The sequence below is a fragment of the Pseudohaliea rubra DSM 19751 genome, from assembly GCF_000764025.1.
Lineage (GTDB): Bacteria > Pseudomonadota > Gammaproteobacteria > Pseudomonadales > Halieaceae > Pseudohaliea > Pseudohaliea rubra.
Genome location: NZ_KN234745.1, coordinates 1 through 15,953, shown reverse-complemented (window position 1 = coordinate 15,953; position 15,953 = coordinate 1). Strand labels below are relative to the sequence as shown.

Below are 15,953 nucleotides of genomic sequence, written 5' to 3'. Positions count from 1 at the left end.
TCTTTCAGCATGATTATGTTTTTCTTGCGTTTTCCCTGAAAGACTCGCAAAAAAAGAATGTGTCGGGCACCAACGCGCCCACAAGATGTAGTGTATCTGCTTTCGCCGGACAACACTATGCCCGCCGGCTGCGGCGGGCTTAGCCGGCAGTGGGCGCCAGCAGCACCTCGACTTCGGCAGCATCGTCGGCAGACGCGGTGACCGGCCCGGCGCTACCGGCCAGCACCGCATTAGCCAGCCCCGGCTCTCCACCCGGCGAGACCTGAACAAACACGCGCACGGCACCCGCCGTCGACAGCTTCTGCCCGGCCATGCTGTTGCGATCGTCCAGGCGCAAGGTGCGCGGAAGCTCCGCCGCGGTGAAGCGCTGCACCGCGATCGGCATGCGGCTCGCGGCGGCCTCGGGGCGAGCGAGCACGAACACGGTCTCGCGACCAGTAAGCGTGCCCTCGGCGGGTGCCTTGACAGTCACCGTGATGCCAGGGCCGGTAGCGGCAGCCCCGCCGGCCCCCTCCTCCCCCGCTTCACCCAGGCGAGCGCGGGCGCTGGCGATGACGTCCGTGAGCATCTGCGCGCTCGGCGAGTCCGGGGCTTCCTGCGCAACGAGGCGCTCCCAGTATTCAATGGCAGCCCGGTAGCGACCCGCCTCGAAGGACACCATACCGAGCAGGCCCAGGGCTGTGCGCTGACGCGGATCGGCGGCCAGGGCCTGCTCCGCAAGGCGCTGCGCCTCAGCGGAAAGCTGGCGATCCGCGGCAAGGAAGCGGGCCTGGGCGGCAAGCGCCAGCGCCTGTGCATCACCGGGGGCACGCAGGGCAAGATCCGTGTAGGCCTCGGCAGCAAGCGCGTAGTTGCCGCGCGCCATGTGATAGCGGCCCAGGAGCGCACGGTAGCCCAGATTCTCCGGCCGCTGCCCGACCCGGGCGCCGATATCGCTCATGAGCGCGTCGATTTCGACTGCCGGTGTGTCTTCACCAAGGGTGTCCAGGCGCTGCGCCAGCGTGACGTCCGCCATGGCACCCAGCTCCCAGTAGAGCCAGCCGGCGGCCACCAGCAACAGCGGCGGCAGAAGCCAGGCCGCGCGGAAGCGCTCCTCGACCACAGCAGCGCCCGGTGTCGGGTCCTCGACGCCGTCTTCGAGGACACGCAACCGCGCATCGTCGAGCAGCTCTGCCTCGCCGCTCTCAGCGAGTTCCGCACGGCGCAGCCGGAACCAGTCGAGGTTGGCCGCGTCCTCGGCCCGGGCCCGTGCCCGGGCGCCGGGGCGCAGAATGAAAAGGGCCGCCAGCACCAGCAGCGCGGCGCAGCCGAGTAGAAAAACAGTCATTGAGCGCGGTCCTTGTCGGCCAGCAGTGCATCGAGACGCGCCCGCTCATCACTGTCCAGCGCCTGAGTCGGGCCGCCCCGGGCCCTGCGCAGGACAACGGCGGCCAGGGCACCGCCGAGGGCAAGGAACAGTAACGGCGCAAGCCAGAGCAGCACCGTATTGCGATCGAAATCGGGGCGGTAGCGCACGAACTCGCCGTAGCGACGCACCATGTCCTCGAGGATTTCCTGGTCCGTGGCGCCCGCCTCAAGCTGCTGGTAGAGCAGCCGTCGCAGGTCCTTGGAGATCGGGGCATTGGAGTCTGCAATATTCTGATTCTGGCACTTGGGACAGCGCAACTCCTGGCTCAGACTGCGGTAGCGGACCTCCAGCTCCGGAGCGCTGAATTCATAGGTCTCGATGACGGCGGCGGAAGGCAGCGCGAGAAGCATGAGCAACACAGTCAGGCAGAGGCGCATCAGGAGCCGCTCTCCCCTCCGGCCAGCTGCCGGTAGAGCGGGCCCAGGGTGCTCTCCCAGATACGGTCGTTCACCTCACCCACATGCCGGTAGCGCACGATACCCGCGCCGTCGACGAGGTAGGTTTCGGGCGCACCATAGACACCAAGATCCAGACCCAGCGTACCCTCAGCGTCGACAATATTGGCCCGGTAAGGGTTACCAAGCTCTGCCAGCCAGCGCCGCGCGGCGCTGCTGTCATCTTTGTAGTTGATGCCATAGATAGGAACCCCCGCAGCGGCCAGCTTCTCCAGGTAGGGGTGCTCAACACGGCAGGTAATACACCAGGTCGCCCAGACATTAAACAGGGCAACCTCGCCGGTGACGGTCGCGTTGGTCAGCATGTCCCCGCTCTCCAGAGCCGGCAGGGAGAAGTTCGGCAGGGGACGATCGATGAGGGCCGAGGGCAGTTCCTTGGGGTCGAGCTGCAGGCCCCGGGCCAGCAGCAGGGCCAGCACACCGAACAGCGCCAGGGGGATGAACAGCTTAAGCCGGGGTGCCATGGGCAGCCTCCCTGCCGCCCGGCGCGCGCGCCGGGGCGCGATGCCGGCGGTAGCGGCGGTCGGCAACGGTGGTCAAGCCACCGATCGCCATGAACAGCGCCCCGAGCCAGAGCCAGCGCACCATGGGCTTGTAATGTAGCCGGATCGCCCAGGCGCCGCCGCTACCGACAGGCTCGCCCATGGCCACGTAGAGATCCCGGAAAAGGCCATCGTCGATCGCTGCCTCGGTCATGACGGAGCCGCTGGCGAGATAGCGACGTTTCTGCGCGGCGAGGCGCGCCACCGGGCGTCCGTTGCGGGTCACGGCGAAGCGGGCCTCCTGAGCGAGGTAATTGGGGCCCTCGACACGGGCCAGTCCCAGGAACTCGAAACGGTACCCGGCGAGGGTCTCGCTGTCGCCCGGAGCCATCTTGAGATCGTGCTCAATGCTGTACTGGGTCACGGCCACAGCGCCGACGACACAGGCCGCAAAGCCGAAGTGCGCCAGCTGCATACCCCAGTAGCTCGCCGGCAGCCGGCGCAGACCGCGGGCGATCGACGGGGCGCTGCGGATGCGGTTGTGGAGATCCCGCGCCAGACCAAGGACCAGCCACGCCGCCAGGGTCACAGCCAGGGCGACCCAGAGATTATAGCCCTGCCCGAAGAGCGGCAGCAGCAGCCCGCAGGCCACCGCGGCAAGGCCCGGCAGCAACAGTTCCGCGCGCCAGCGGGCGGCGCTGTCCTGCTTCCAGCGCGACAGCGGCCCGATGCCCATGACCGGCATGAGCAGGGCCATGAGCGGCACGAAAATCGCGTTGAAATAAGGCGGCCCCACGGAGTACTTGCCCAGTTCGAAGGCGTCCATGACCAGCGGAAACAGCGTCCCGAAGAGGACCGTGAGCGTGGCCACGGTGAATACCAGATTGTTGAACAGCAGCAGCGTTTCCCGGGACAGCCAGGCAAAGCCGATGCGACTGGTCACCGTCGGCGCTCGCATGGCGTAAAGGCCGAGGGAGCCGCCGACAACCAGCGCCAGAAAAACGAGAATGAACAGTCCCCGCGCCGGATCGGTGGCAAAGGCGTGCACGGAGGTGAGGACCCCGGAGCGCACCAGGAAGGTACCGAGGAGGCTGAGAGAAAAGGCGAAGATGGCCAGGAGCACGGTCCAGCTCTTGAACAGCCCGCGTTTTTCAGTCACGGCGAGGGAGTGAAGCAGCGCCGTACCGGCAAGCCAGGGCATGAAGGAGGCGTTCTCCACCGGGTCCCAGAACCACCAGCCGCCCCAGCCAAGCTCGTAGTAGGCCCACCAGCTGCCGAGCATGATACCTGCGGAAAGAAAGGCCCAGGCGACGTTGGTCCAGGGGCGGGACCAGCGCGCCCAGGCGGCGTCGAGGCGACCGCCCAGCAGCGCCGCAATGGCGAAGGCGAAGGCCACGCTGAAGCCGACGTAACCCATATAGAGAAGCGGCGGATGAATGATCAGGCCCGGGTCCTGCAGCAGTGGATTGAGGTCATTACCGTCCGCCGGGGTGCTCGGCAGGAGACGCTCGAAGGGATTGGAGGTCAGCAGGGAAAAGGACAGGAAGCCCACAGCGATGATACCCATTACCGCCAGCACCCGCGCCAGGACCACGGTCGGCAGCTGTTGGCTGAAGGTCGCCACGGCCGCCATCCAGCCGGCGAGGATCGTCACCCAGAGGAGCAGCGATCCCTCGTGATTGCCCCAGAGGGCAGAGAACTTGTAAATCGGCGGCAGGAGGCTGTTGCTGTTGGCAGCCACCACGCGCACGGAAAAATCATCCTGCAGAAAGGCCGTGGCCAGGCAGGCGAACGCAATTACAGAGAACACCAGCACACCGACCGCGAGGGACGGCGCCAGTGCCATGGCACCGAGGTTGCGCCGCCAGGCACCCCAGAGCGGCACTACGGCCAGAGTGACGGCGAGGCAAAGTGCCAGGATCAGGGCAAAGTGACCGATTTCAGGGATCATAGGAGCTGTCCTTGCGGGCTGCGGCCGGCTTTCTCAAGCGCGTCGGCGACCTCCGGAGGCATGTAGTTTTCATCGTGCTTGGCCAGGACCTCGCTGGCAATGAGTACGCCGTCGGGGCCGAGTACACCCGCTGCCACGGCGCCCTGGCCCTCGTCGAAAAGGTCTGGAAGGATTCCCTCGTAGACTACCGGCACCGTCGCCTGGTAGTCGGTCACGGCAAAGCGCACAGCCAGGCTGTCGTCACTGCGTTCCACGGAGCCCGCCACCACCATGCCGCCGACGCGGATGGGCGTGCCCTGGGGAGCCAGGCCTGCGGCGACCTCCGCCGGCGGATAGAACAGGTTGATATTGCCGCGCAGCGCGTAAACCGCAAGGCCCACGGCGAGCGACGAGAACACGACCACGCAGAGCACGATGATCAGACGCTGTTTACGAACCGGATGCATAAGCCGCCTCCTTGGTACCGTGCCTGGCCTGGCGACGAAGTTCGCCACGGAGTTCCCGCAGCAGGCGTCGGCGACGCCGGCCCGGAGCCGCGAGGACCAGCGACAGCACCAGCAGTGTAAGGCCATAGGCTGCCCAGACGTAGGCACCGTGGCCATCCATTACCAGCATTGCCTTGAAACTGTCGAAATACATCAGACCTCCCCGCCGGCAAGGCGGCGCACCCAGCCCGTGCGCGTTTCCCGAGCGAGAATCTCCGCCCGCATATTCCCCAGCAGTGCACAGGTGAACACACCGTAGAAGGCGATGATGGACAACAGCAGCGGGTACAGCATGGTCGGATCGATAGTGGACTCACCGGTGAACTTGATCGACGCGGGCTGGTGCAGGCTGTACCACCAGTCGACAGACTTGTAGATGATAGGAATATTGACGGTACCGACCAGGCTGAGGACGGCACAGGCACGACCGGCGGCAGCCTTGTTGTCATAGGCCTCGTAAAGGGCAATGACCCCGAGGTACAGAAACAACAGGATCAGCATGGAGGTAATGCGCGCGTCCCAGACCCACCAGGTCCCCCAGGTCGGCTTGCCCCAGATCGATCCGGTTACCAGGGCGATGAAAGTGAGGGCCGCACCAACCGGGGCCGTGGCCTTCATGGCGATATCAGCCACTTTCATCTTCCAGATGAGGCTGACCGCACCGGCCAGCGCCATGACGTAATAGCCAGCAAGGGCGACCACGGCCGCCGGCACGTGGATATAAATGATGCGGTAACTGTTGCCCTGGCGGAAATCCGGCGCCGTAAACAACAGGCCCCAGATAAGGCCGGTGCCGAGAGCAAGCAGGGACACAGGGAGCAGCCAGCGCAGGAGTACGCCGGCAATGCGATAGAGCCAGGGCGGAGAACCGAGCTTATGGAAGAAGGACCACATTGCGGCAGGCATTATACAGGGGTGGCGTCACCAACAACAAAGCTATTCACGGTGGTCCGCGCTAGCGACCAGGGACGCCTCAGGCATCGATGCTGATGCGCAGCCCGGCGCCAATCGCAAAGGGCCCGAGGGCCGCAGCGAAGCTGAACAGGGCGCCGAGGATAGCCAGGTATGGCGCCACGGGGAGGCCCGCAAGCGCGCCCTCCACCGCACCGGCGCCGAAGATAAGTACGGGCATGTAGAACGGCAGCACCAGCAGCGCAATGAGCATACCGCCGCGACGCAGGCCCACGGTCAGCGACGCGCCGATGCTGCCGACAAAACTCAGCACCCCGGTACCGAGAAGCAGGCTGCCCACGAGCGCAGGCAGTGCCGCCACCGGCAGGTTGAGCATCACGGCAAAAAGCGGTGCTATGGCCGCCAGCAGCACACCGGTCAGCAGCCAGTGGGCCAGCACATAGGCCAGCACCGACAGGTACAGGGGCTGAGGCGATAACAGCAGCTGTTCGAGACTGCCGTCCTCGAAATCTGAGCGGAACAGCATCTCGGCGCTCAGCAGGTTGGCGAGCAGCGCGATGATCCAGAGAATTCCGGGCGCGAAAGCGGCGAGCCGGTCCGGCGCCGGGCCCAGCCCGAGGGGAAAAAGCGCGACGACCATGGCAAAGAACAGTAGCGGGTTCAACACGGCCACCGGCCGGCGAAGCGCGAGCGTCAGCTGCCGCCGCAGCAGGCGGCCGACGAAGGCCAGGGCCCCGGGCGCGGCACTCAAGCGATGTGCTCCGGGCGCAGGAGCACCGAGTCGACGCGGTAGCTGACCGCGAGCGGCTGATGAGAGGTAAAGAGCACGGCTCCGCCCCGCTCCGCGTGGGCGACGAAGAGCGCCTGTAGCGCAGCGACACCGTCCCGGTCGATAGCGGTAAAGGGCTCATCAAGGAGCCAGAGGGGGCTCGGGGAGAGATAAAGTCGCGCCAGGTTTACGCGCCGGTGCTGGCCGGCGGAGAGGCTGTGCGCAGGCACATCTTCGTAGCCGTAGAGGCCGACGGAGGCAAGCGCCGCGTCGATGGCGACATCGTCGTGGCTGCCCTCGCCAGCGGGATGCCAGCGCAGGTTCTCCCGCGCCGTGAGCAGACCCTTGACCGCCGGGTGATGGCCGAGGAACAGCAAGGGCGCAGAGCGAGTAACCCGCCCTTCGAAGCCGTAGCGGGACAGCCCCGCGAGGATACGCAGCAGGCTGGTCTTGCCGGCGCCGTTGGCACCCTCGACCTGTACCAGCTGCCCGGGGGCAACGGCCAGCGTCAGGCCACTGAAGAGCTGTCGGCCGCCCCGCTCAAGGGCCAGTTCGCTTGCGCTGAGGAGCGGCTTCGCAGCGGTCGACACTTACAGATTGACCGCGCGGATGTGCAGCTCGCTCCCGGCGTCGGGCTCCCGCTGCTCAAGGCCGGCAAAATCGAACAGGGCACGGTCGGCGAGCTGCGAGGGGGCCACGTTGGCGATGCTGCGGAAAATCGTCTCCGTACGTCCCGGGTAGCGCTTTTCCCAGTCGGCGAGCATGGCCTTCACCTGCACTCGCTGAAGGTTCTCCTGGGAACCGCAGAGGTTGCAGGGAATGATCGGGAACCCCTTGATGTCAGCGTAGGCTGCAAGGTCCTTCTCCTTGCAATAGGCCAGCGGGCGGATGACCACGTGGCGACCATCATCACTTAGCAGCTTTGGCGGCATAGCCTTCAAGGTGCCGCCGAAAAACATATTGAGGAACAGGGTCTCGACGATGTCGTCGCGGTGATGCCCGAGGGCGATGCGGGTCGCCCCGATCTCCTCGGCAAAACCATAGAGCGTGCCCCGGCGCAGCCGCGAGCAGAGTCCGCAGGTGGTCTTGCCCTCCGGAATAACGTCTTTGACGATACTGTAGGTGTCTTTTTCGACAATGTGGTAGGGCACGCCAAGCCCGTCGAGGTAGGCCGGCAGCACCGCTTCCGGGAATCCCGGCTGCTTCTGATCAAGGTTGACGGCGATCAGCTCGAAATCCACCGGCGCACTGCCCCGGAGAGCCAGAAGCATGTCCAGCATGCCGTAGGAGTCCTTGCCACCGGACAGACACACCATCACGCGATCGCCCTCGCCGATCATATTGAAGTCCACGATGGCATTGGCAACCTGGCGCCGCAGGCGTTTCTGCAGTTTGTTGAACTCGGTCTTTTCCTTGCGGGACAGTTCGCGCACGGGGGACGTTCGTCGAGTGGCGGCCGGGAGGCAATGCTAGCGCAAGGGCCCGCGCAGCGTCCACGGCAGCAACTTGTTTTTTCGCGGTGCTGCGCGGACAATATCGGCCCCGCAGGACACCCAGCGCCACGCAGCCAGTAAAAAGGAACCCTCCATGAAAGCACCTGTTCGAGTCACAGTGACCGGCGCGGCCGGCCAGATCGGTTACGCCCTGCTTTTTCGCATCGCCTCCGGCGCCATGCTCGGCGACGACCAGCCCGTGATCCTGCAGTTGCTGGATATCACTCCCGCCCTGGACGCCCTCGAGGGCGTTCGCATGGAGCTTGACGACTGCGCCTTCCCGCTGCTGGCCGGCGTGGTCTGCACCGATGATCCGAACGTCGGCTTCAAGGACTGCGATTACGCCCTTCTTGTCGGCGCCCGGCCCCGCGGACCCGGCATGGAGCGCAAGGACCTGCTTGAGGCCAACGCCGCTATCTTCTCCGAGCAGGGCAAGGCCCTTAACGCCCATGCCAGCCGCACGGTGAAAGTACTGGTGGTGGGCAACCCGGCGAACACCAACGCGCTCATCGCCCAGCGCAACGCGCCGGAGCTGGATCCGCGCAACTTCACGGCGATGATGCGTCTGGACCATAACCGCGCCAAGACCCAGCTGGCCCAGCAGACCGGCAAGGCCGTCACTGACGTCCGCCGGATGACCGTCTGGGGCAATCATTCCGCGACCCAGTACCCGGACCTCTTCAATACCGAGGTCGACGGCACTCCAGCGATGGAGCTGGTAGACCAGGGCTGGTACGAAGAAACCTTTATCCCGACGGTGCAGCAGCGAGGCGCCGCGATCATCAAGGCCCGGGGCGCTTCCTCAGCAGCTTCTGCAGCAAACGCGGCCATCGACCATATGCGCGCCTGGGCCCTCGGCACACCGACCGATGACTGGGTTTCCATGGGCGTCTACAGCGACGGCTCCTATGGCATTACCGAGGGATTGATCTACTCCTTCCCCTGCCGCTGCCGCGATGGCCAGTGGGAGATCGTCCAGGGCCTGGCGATCAGTGAATTCAGTGAGGGCCGCATGGCCGCCACGGAGCAGGAGCTCACCGAGGAGCGGGACGCGGTCAAGCACCTGCTTCCCTGAGGCGGGCAGCGATGACCAGAGACCCGGCGCGCAGCACGCGCAGCTACCATCACGGCAATCTCCGCGCCGAACTGCTGGCGACGGCCATCGCCGAACTGGCCGACGGCAGTGCGGAAGCCCTGAGCCTGCGCGCCCTCGCCCGGCGTATCGGCGTCTCCCAGACCGCGCCCTACCGCCATTTCGCCGACAAGGAGGCGCTCCTGGCGGCCATGGCGGTTCGCGGCTACACCGACCTTCTCGACACGCTCCGCGATGCCGGCAGGGCTGCCGGCACGGAGCCGCAGGAGCAGCTCACCGCCTTTGCCCACGCCTACGTCAACTATGCTGCGGAAAATCCGGCTCTGTTCAAGCTCATGTTCGGCCCGCTGCTGCAGCCGCCGGAGAAGTTCCCGGCGCTCCGCGACGTCAGCCGCGAGACCTTTGCCGTGGTACGGCAGATTCTCCAGCGCGGGATCGAGCTGGGCCAGTTCCGCGGCAGCGACGAGGTCCGCTACCTTGCCAACGTTGCCTGGGCCAGTATCCACGGCATGGCCACCCTCCGGGTGGACGCCCCCGCGCTCTTCGAGCGCCACGTGGACCTGCATCGGCAGGTCGACCTGGCCGTCGACAGCTTCCTGAACGGGATCCTAGCAAGACAGCTTTGAGCCCTCGTGTTGCTGTTGGGCCCCTCAAGGCAGGGGTGTGTCAGTATTCCCGGGCGGGTGCCGGGGAGTGCCCCCACAAAGCGTGTATCGGGGAGCGACTGAGAGAAGACTCCCGCCCTCGCGCCGGAACAGCGGGAAAGCGCTTGAAGGTCCAGAGGACACTGTGCATTCCTGCCAGGAGCTTCAGCCAGCCTCTTCCCGCAGCACCGCGAGCGGTGGTGTATTCACCACCCGCCGGCAGCCCAAGACCCCGAGTACAGCGATCAGCAGAGCGGACCCCACAAGGCCCAGGGGCCAGAGCCAGGGCGTAGGCCGGTAGGCCATCTCCAGTACCTGCGTCTGCAGCAGCCAGGCCGACAGCTCGGCACCGACCGTGGCCAGCACACCGGCGAACAGGCCGAGGGCCGCGAACTCGATCGCCAGAGCACCAAGCACGAGGCCCCGCCGGGCACCGAGGGAGCGAAGCAGTGCACTTTCCTGCAGGCGGCTGTCGACGCTGGCCTGCACACCGGCCACCAGCACCAATGCACCGGCAAGGAGGATCAGGGCCAGCACCAGCTCAATCGCTGCGCTCACCTGCCCGACGATGCTACGCAGCTGGGACAGAACCATGTCCATCTCGATGACGCTCACCGTGGGAAACTCCCGTAAGAGCCCGTTGAGGAAGGCCTTGTCGCCGCCGAGATGGAAGCTGGTCATGAAGGTGGCCGGGTAGTCGGCGAGCAGCCGCGGCGGAAAAATCATGAAGAAGTTCGGGCGCATGCTCTCCCAGTCGACGGCACGGAGGCTGGCCACAGTCACCGACAGCGTTTGAGCACCGACGCGCAGCTCGAGGCGATCACCGGTCCCTGCGCCGAGGCGTTCCGCAAAATCCGCCTCCAGAGACACCAGGGCCTGGTCACTGTCGGGCTCCCACCAGCGTCCGGCAAGAAGCTCGTTACCGGGCGGCGGCGTCGCCGACCAGGTGAAATTGGCCTCGCGCTGCCGCGTACCATCGTCATCGCCCTCCGCCGGCAGCGGCTCCCCGTTCACGGCCATGATCCGCCCGCGGATCATCGGGTAGAGTCCTTCCGCGGCGATGCCGTCGGCGCGCAGGCGCTGCTCAATGGCAGCAACTTCCTCCGGGGCAATATTGAGCATGAAATGATCCGGTGCCTCCGGCGGCAGCTGAGCCTGCCAGCTGTCGATAAGGGAGCTGCGCACCAGGGTCAGCAGGAGCAGCAGCATGATGGCGATCGAGAACATCACCACCTGCAGCGCATTGCCCGCCCCTCGCCGCTGAAGGCTCGCAAGAGCCAGGCGCCAGATACTGCCCGCCCGCATACCCACCAGCCTGCCGCCGCGGAGAAGCAGCGCCGCCGCGCCGCCGCCGAGGACGACGGTCAGCGCGAGCCCCGCGAGCACGGCGCCGGCAAGCGCCAGATCCCGGGAGTACCAGGCCATGAGGCCGCTCACGGCGGCGAGGCCGAGACCGTAGTCGATGAGCCCGCGGCCCGAATCCAGGGGCAGGTCCCGCCGCAGCACCCGCAACGGGCTGGCCCCGGCCAGGCGCCAGAGCGGCGGCCAGGCGAAGCAGCCGAGGCAGACCAGCGCGGTCACCCCCCCGACGAACCAGGGACGCCAGCCCGCGGGACCCGGGTCAAAGGGCAGCCGTGATGCCAGCAGGTCGAAGGCAACTGCCTGCAATAGCAGGCCGGCGAGGCACCCCGCCAGCGTCGCCGCGAGACCGAGCAGGGCCAGACTGCCGCCGTAGAGACGCCCGACATAGCCAGTGGTTGCGCCGAGGCTCTTCATGATAGCCACGTAATCCGCGTGCCGCGCGCAGAAGCGCCGCGCCGCGAGGGCGATGGCCACGGCGGCGAGAAGTACGCCGAGGCTGCCCGCGAGAAGCAGGAAACGCTCGGCCCGGTCGAGGGCGGAGGCGACGCCTGGCTGACCTTCCGCGACGGACAGGACCCGCTGCCCCGGGGCAAGCTGATCTTCAAGCCAGCTGCGGTAGTCCGCCACTGCCCCGGGCTCGCCGGCGAAGAGCTGGCGGTAGCGGACCCGACTGCCGGGCTGGACAACGCCTGTGGCCGGCAGGTCATCGGCATGCATCAGCACCCGCGGGCCTGCCCCGAAGAAACTGGCACCGCGGTCCGGCTCCGTGCGCACGGCGGCCGTCACCGTGAAGCGCGCGCGGCCCACTTCAACGCTGGCGCCATGTGCCGTCGCCAAGAGCGCGAAGAGCCGCGAGTCCAGCCATACGGTGCCGGGCTCCGGCCCGCTGCTGCGCGAGGTCGCGCTACCGAAGGGCTCGACACTGGCCGTGAGTTCACCGCGCAGGGGGTAGGCCGAGGAAACCGCCTTGACGGCGCCAAGGGCCATCGCCTCATCGCCGGCACTCACCATGCTGGTGAAGGTCACCACCCGGGCCGTGCGCAGGCCGCGGCCGGCAGCCTCCTCTAGCCAGGGGTCCGGAAGCGGCCGGCTCGCCTCAACAACGAGATCCGCAGCCAGAAAGCGGTTGCTCTCCTGCGCCAGGGCACCCTGCAAGCGCGCGGTGAAGGCGCTGATGCCGGTGACCACGGCAACCGCGAGCACGAGAGCGGCGATCAATACGCCGAGGTCGCCCCCGCGCCAGTCGCGGGAGAGCAGCCGCAGCGCACTGCGGCCGGGGAGCGTCGCCGCGTTCACGCTTCTTCGAGCTCCCCGGCGGTCATGCGAAGGCGCCGGTCGCAGCGCGCCGCCAGACGCTCGTCGTGCGTGACCAGAACCAGCGTGGTGCCCTCCTCCCGGTTGAGCGCAAAGAGCAGGTCGACGATACGTTCGCCGGTCGCCGTATCCAGATTACCCGTGGGTTCATCGGCAAAGAGAATACGCGGCTCCGCGGCGAAGGCCCGGGCAATGGCCACCCGCTGCTGCTCGCCGCCCGAGAGCTGGCGCGGATAGTGCCGGGAGCGCTCAGCAAGGCCTACGCGGTCAAGGTAGCGGCCGGCGCGCCCGGCCGCATCGCGGTCGCCGCGCAGTTCCAGCGGCAGCATAACGTTCTCAAGCGCCGTCAGCGCCGGCAGCAGCTGAAAGGCCTGAAACACGAAACCGATTTCGCGCGCCCGCAGGAGCGCGCGGCCATCCTCATCGAGCTCCTCAAGGGCCACCCCGCCGAGCTCAATGCTACCCTCGCTGGCGAGATCGAGGCCGGCCAGAAGCCCGAGGAGCGTCGACTTCCCCGATCCCGATGCACCGATAATGGCCACGGTCTCCCCGGACTTGATTTCGAGGTCAATGCCTTTCAGTATCTCCAGCCCCCCGCCCGCTACAGGGACCCGTTTGCGAAGCGCACGCGCCGTGATCATTTCTCTCTCCTTGTTCCGCCGTTTACGTCGGCTGGCCGCCGCTGGATTGTTCCTGCTGCTGGCGGGCGCGGCGCTAGCCGGCGACGACCGGCGCTTGCTGGTGCTGGGCGATAGTATCAGCGCGGCCTATGGCCTGTCCCTCGAGGAGGGCTGGGTGGCCCTTGCCGAGCTAGCCCTGGCCGAGCGCGGCCTGTCCGTCGAAGTCATCAACGCGAGCATCAGCGGTGAGACCAGCGCCGGGGGGCGCCGGCGCCTACCGGCGCTTGTCGAGGCTCATAACCCCGACGCGGTTGTGATCGAACTCGGCGGCAACGACGGCCTGCGCGGCTACCCGGTGGCGCAGCTCCGGCAGAACCTTGCCGCCATGGTCTCAGTGGCGCAGGACCATGGGGCGGAGGTGCTTCTTCTGCCCATGGAAATCCCACCGAACTACGGCCCGCGCTACACGGGCACCTTCCGGAAGACATTCGAGCTTGTAGCCAACGAGGCCGGCGCGACGCTCGGCCCCTTTCCCCTCGAAGCTGTCGCTACGGACCCGGCCCTGATGCAGGCAGACGGCATTCACCCCACGGCGGCCGCCCAACCGCGGATCGTCGACACCCTGCTCCCGGCGCTTGAGAAGGTGCTTCGCCCATGAGCCTGCGCGAGCAGAGCCCGCTGCAGAAGCGGCTGTACGCGATTATCTTCGGCATCGATACGTCGACAGGAAGAGGGTTCGACATCGCCATCATCGGGCTTATTCTCATTAGTGTCACAGTCGTCATGCTCGATTCCATCGCGAGCTACCATGACCGCTACGGGGCTCTGTTCTTCCAGCTTGAAGTCGGCTTCACCCTGCTCTTCACGATCGAGTACCTGGTGCGCATATGGATAGCGCAAAACCGACGCGCCTACATCCTGAGCACCTACGGCGTGATCGACTTGCTGGCCATCCTCCCCACTTACATCGCCCTGATCGCCCCAGAGGCCGCACCACTACTCGTTGTGAGACTACTGCGGGTGCTGCGGGTGTTTCGGATACTCCGCCTCGTCGAATTCCTGGATGAGGCCAATCTCGTTGCCATAGCCCTGCGCAAGTCTGCCCGCCAGATTTTCGTATTCTTCCTCATGATCATCACCACGATGGTGATTTTCGGCTGTCTGATGTATGTGATCGAGGGGCCGGAAAACGGCTTCGACAATATTCCGGTCAGCATCTACTGGGCGATTGTCACCATCACCACCGTGGGTTACGGCGACTTCGTACCCGTCACCGCAGCCGGGCGCAGCATCGCCGCAACGGGCATGCTGCTTGGCTACGCGATCATCGCAGTGCCGACCGGGATCTTTACGTCCAACCTGCTCGACAAGGCCAACCGCAAGCTGACGGTCAACTGCCCGCAATGCGCCCGCGCCGGCCACGAGCCGGACGCCCGGCACTGCAAGTACTGCGGTGCCGCACTCTTCAGCGAAGAGGACTGACCCCCGCCACCAGCTTATTGCTCCTCGTGCCGCGTGAAGCGAGCACCAAGCAAAGGTGCCGGAAAGCTCAACCAGGCCCTTCGCCCGATGCCGCTGTTACCCACGACCCGTGGACTGTAAACTGCCGACCTGACGCAGGTTGGACCCTATGGCGGAGCGGCGATGGAACTGGTTGTTTTCGATCTCGACGGCACCCTACTCAACCGGGAGTCGGCAATCTCCGGCTATACCCGCGACACGCTGAAGCGCCTTTCCCGCGCCGGCATTGCCTACACGGTGGCCACCGGGCGCACACTCCACGGCGCCCGGGACCTCCTCGAGGGGCACGGCTTCCTGCTGCCGCAGGCCTTCAAGAACGGTGTTGTCATCTATAATCCGTCCCTTGGACGTTATAGCCGCCAGTACCTGCTCACCCAGGATGAGATCCGCCACGTGCTCGAGGCCTTCATCAGCCAGTCGATCACCCCCTTTCTGTTCACCATCGAGCCCGGCGAGCGCCATGCCGTGTATCACGCGCCTTTGCAGACCCGGGCCGAAGAGCGCCTGGCAGACATGTTCCGCGGTGACCGGGACCTCCCGGTACTGCCCATCAGTGAGCTCCCCGCCGACGCCGATATCGCCAACGTGAGCGCCCTGGGGCCGGAGCCGGGCATCCGCGCGGTCGTCGACACGGTCGCCGACGAACCGGGCCTGATCGCCTACATGGGCACAGCTATCGAAGACCAGCAGCTGTGCTGGGTGGATATCCATCACCACGCCGGCACCAAAGGTGACGCGGTGAACTGCCTGAAGAGCGAACTCGGTCTCGAGCGCGTGATCTGCTTCGGTGACAGTGACAACGATCTCAGCATGTTTGCCGCCGCCGACGAGGCCTACGCACCCGCCAATGCCAAGGCCGAGGTACTGGCGGCGGCCAACGCCGTAATCGGCCACCACGACGAAGACGGCATCGCCCGATTCCTGCGCGAGCGTTTCGATCTCTGAGCGGAGGGTCCTACCAAGGGTTTGCCTGCCTTCAAAAGGCCTCGTGAAAGCACCCTCGCAGCAGTCCTGGCGTAGCCACCGGCCTCAGCGCCGGCGCCGGGTGGCGGCAGTAGCCGTTGCGCTGCGAGGATCTGCCGGCCAGGGGTGCTTCGGATAGCGGCCTCGCTGCTCCCGGCGTACGCCGTCGTAGCCCTCGCTCCAGAAAGAAGCGAGATCCGCGGTCACCTGAAGCGGCCGCCCCGCCGGCGACAGCAGCTGTAAAAGTACCGGGACGCGCCCCGCGGCCACCTTCGGCGTCTCGGCGCAGCCGAACATCTCCTGCAGTTTTACCGCGAGGACCGGCGCGGGGCCCTGCCGGTAATCCAGCGACAGCGCTCGCCCGGAAGGCACCACCAGGGTCGCCGGGGCCTCGCGGTCCAGCCGCGCGGCACCACCGGGAGGCAGTAGACCGGCGAGGCAGGCGGCCACGTCCACGGCCTGCAGCTCGCGCAGGCTCCGC

General features: G+C 66.4%; 18 protein-coding genes. 5 read left to right on the top strand and 13 right to left on the bottom strand.

Annotated features, from left to right (window positions below; translation table 11 throughout):
• Nucleotides 1-139 precede the first annotated feature (139 nt).
• From ccmI to ttcA, 10 genes are all read right to left on the bottom strand, one after another.
• The gene (gene ccmI, locus HRUBRA_RS00090; protein WP_035513304.1) at nt 140-1,327 is read right to left on the bottom strand and encodes a c-type cytochrome biogenesis protein CcmI; all 1,188 of its coding nucleotides are present in this window, start codon (nt 1,325-1,327) and stop codon (nt 140-142) included.
• Nucleotides 1,324-1,785: a cytochrome c-type biogenesis protein gene (locus HRUBRA_RS00085; protein ID WP_035513302.1), complete on the bottom strand. Its 462-nt coding sequence runs from the start codon at nt 1,783-1,785 to the stop codon at nt 1,324-1,326. Before HRUBRA_RS00085 ends, ccmI begins: the two co-directional genes overlap by 4 nt.
• On the bottom strand, nt 1,785-2,327 hold the full coding sequence (locus HRUBRA_RS00080) for a DsbE family thiol:disulfide interchange protein (protein ID WP_035513301.1): 543 nt from the start codon (nt 2,325-2,327) through the stop codon (nt 1,785-1,787). Before HRUBRA_RS00080 ends, HRUBRA_RS00085 begins: the two co-directional genes overlap by 1 nt.
• Nucleotides 2,311-4,296 (bottom strand): heme lyase CcmF/NrfE family subunit, encoded by a 1,986-nt coding sequence (locus HRUBRA_RS00075; RefSeq protein WP_035513300.1) that lies wholly within the window; start codon nt 4,294-4,296, stop codon nt 2,311-2,313. The genes HRUBRA_RS00080 and HRUBRA_RS00075 overlap by 17 nt, the downstream gene beginning before the upstream one ends.
• Nucleotides 4,293-4,742: a cytochrome c maturation protein CcmE gene (ccmE, locus tag HRUBRA_RS00070; RefSeq protein ID WP_035513299.1), complete on the bottom strand. Its 450-nt coding sequence runs from the start codon at nt 4,740-4,742 to the stop codon at nt 4,293-4,295. The genes HRUBRA_RS00075 and ccmE overlap by 4 nt, the downstream gene beginning before the upstream one ends.
• Nucleotides 4,726-4,935: a heme exporter protein CcmD gene (gene ccmD / locus HRUBRA_RS00065; protein ID WP_035513293.1), complete on the bottom strand. Its 210-nt coding sequence runs from the start codon at nt 4,933-4,935 to the stop codon at nt 4,726-4,728. Before ccmD ends, ccmE begins: the two co-directional genes overlap by 17 nt.
• Entirely contained in the window at nt 4,935-5,675 is a 741-nt protein-coding gene (locus tag HRUBRA_RS00060; RefSeq protein WP_035513290.1) for a heme ABC transporter permease, read from the bottom strand. The genes ccmD and HRUBRA_RS00060 overlap by 1 nt, the downstream gene beginning before the upstream one ends.
• 79 nt (nt 5,676-5,754) lie before the next feature.
• A complete protein-coding gene (ccmB, locus tag HRUBRA_RS00055; protein ID WP_236629732.1) occupies nt 5,755-6,444 on the bottom strand; it encodes a heme exporter protein CcmB in 690 nt (229 codons plus the stop codon).
• On the bottom strand, nt 6,441-7,052 hold the full coding sequence (gene ccmA / locus HRUBRA_RS00050) for a cytochrome c biogenesis heme-transporting ATPase CcmA (protein ID WP_084592364.1): 612 nt from the start codon (nt 7,050-7,052) through the stop codon (nt 6,441-6,443). The genes ccmB and ccmA overlap by 4 nt, the downstream gene beginning before the upstream one ends.
• Nucleotides 7,053-7,895 (bottom strand): tRNA 2-thiocytidine(32) synthetase TtcA, encoded by an 843-nt coding sequence (gene ttcA, locus HRUBRA_RS00045; protein WP_035513288.1) that lies wholly within the window; start codon nt 7,893-7,895, stop codon nt 7,053-7,055.
• 154 nt (nt 7,896-8,049) lie between these two features.
• On the opposite strand from ttcA, the gene HRUBRA_RS00040 reads away from it, so the two are divergent.
• Both HRUBRA_RS00040 and HRUBRA_RS00035 read left to right on the top strand, forming a co-directional pair.
• On the top strand, nt 8,050-9,030 hold the full coding sequence (locus HRUBRA_RS00040) for a malate dehydrogenase (RefSeq protein WP_035513286.1): 981 nt from the start codon (nt 8,050-8,052) through the stop codon (nt 9,028-9,030).
• A gap of 11 nt (nt 9,031-9,041) precedes the next feature.
• Complete coding sequence (locus tag HRUBRA_RS00035; RefSeq protein ID WP_035513285.1) at nt 9,042-9,674, top strand: TetR/AcrR family transcriptional regulator; 633 nt, start codon at nt 9,042-9,044, stop codon at nt 9,672-9,674.
• Between the two features lie 183 nt (nt 9,675-9,857).
• On the opposite strand, the gene HRUBRA_RS00030 is transcribed toward HRUBRA_RS00035, so the two are convergent.
• Nucleotides 9,858-12,350 carry an ABC transporter permease gene (locus HRUBRA_RS00030; protein ID WP_236629731.1) on the bottom strand — a complete coding sequence of 831 codons (2,493 nt, stop codon included), beginning with the start codon at nt 12,348-12,350 and terminating at the stop codon, nt 9,858-9,860.
• Complete coding sequence (locus tag HRUBRA_RS00025; protein WP_035513283.1) at nt 12,347-13,009, bottom strand: ABC transporter ATP-binding protein; 663 nt, start codon at nt 13,007-13,009, stop codon at nt 12,347-12,349. Before HRUBRA_RS00025 ends, HRUBRA_RS00030 begins: the two co-directional genes overlap by 4 nt.
• On the opposite strand from HRUBRA_RS00025, the gene HRUBRA_RS00020 reads away from it, so the two are divergent.
• The 3 genes from HRUBRA_RS00020 (at nt 13,002) to HRUBRA_RS00010 (ending at nt 15,454) form a co-directional block, all read left to right on the top strand.
• Nucleotides 13,002-13,646 (top strand): arylesterase, encoded by a 645-nt coding sequence (locus HRUBRA_RS00020; RefSeq protein WP_236629730.1) that lies wholly within the window; start codon nt 13,002-13,004, stop codon nt 13,644-13,646. The genes HRUBRA_RS00025 and HRUBRA_RS00020 overlap by 8 nt on opposite strands.
• Complete coding sequence (locus HRUBRA_RS00015) at nt 13,643-14,470, top strand: ion transporter (protein ID WP_035513282.1); 828 nt, start codon at nt 13,643-13,645, stop codon at nt 14,468-14,470. Before HRUBRA_RS00020 ends, HRUBRA_RS00015 begins: the two co-directional genes overlap by 4 nt.
• Nucleotides 14,471-14,632: 162 nt before the next feature.
• On the top strand, nt 14,633-15,454 hold the full coding sequence (locus tag HRUBRA_RS00010) for an HAD-IIB family hydrolase (RefSeq protein WP_035513279.1): 822 nt from the start codon (nt 14,633-14,635) through the stop codon (nt 15,452-15,454).
• An 84-nt stretch (nt 15,455-15,538) separates the two neighbouring features.
• On the opposite strand, the gene HRUBRA_RS00005 is transcribed toward HRUBRA_RS00010, so the two are convergent.
• Nucleotides 15,539-15,953: ATP-dependent helicase C-terminal domain-containing protein (locus HRUBRA_RS00005; RefSeq protein ID WP_035513276.1), on the bottom strand; the 415-nt coding region annotated here is incomplete at its 5' end.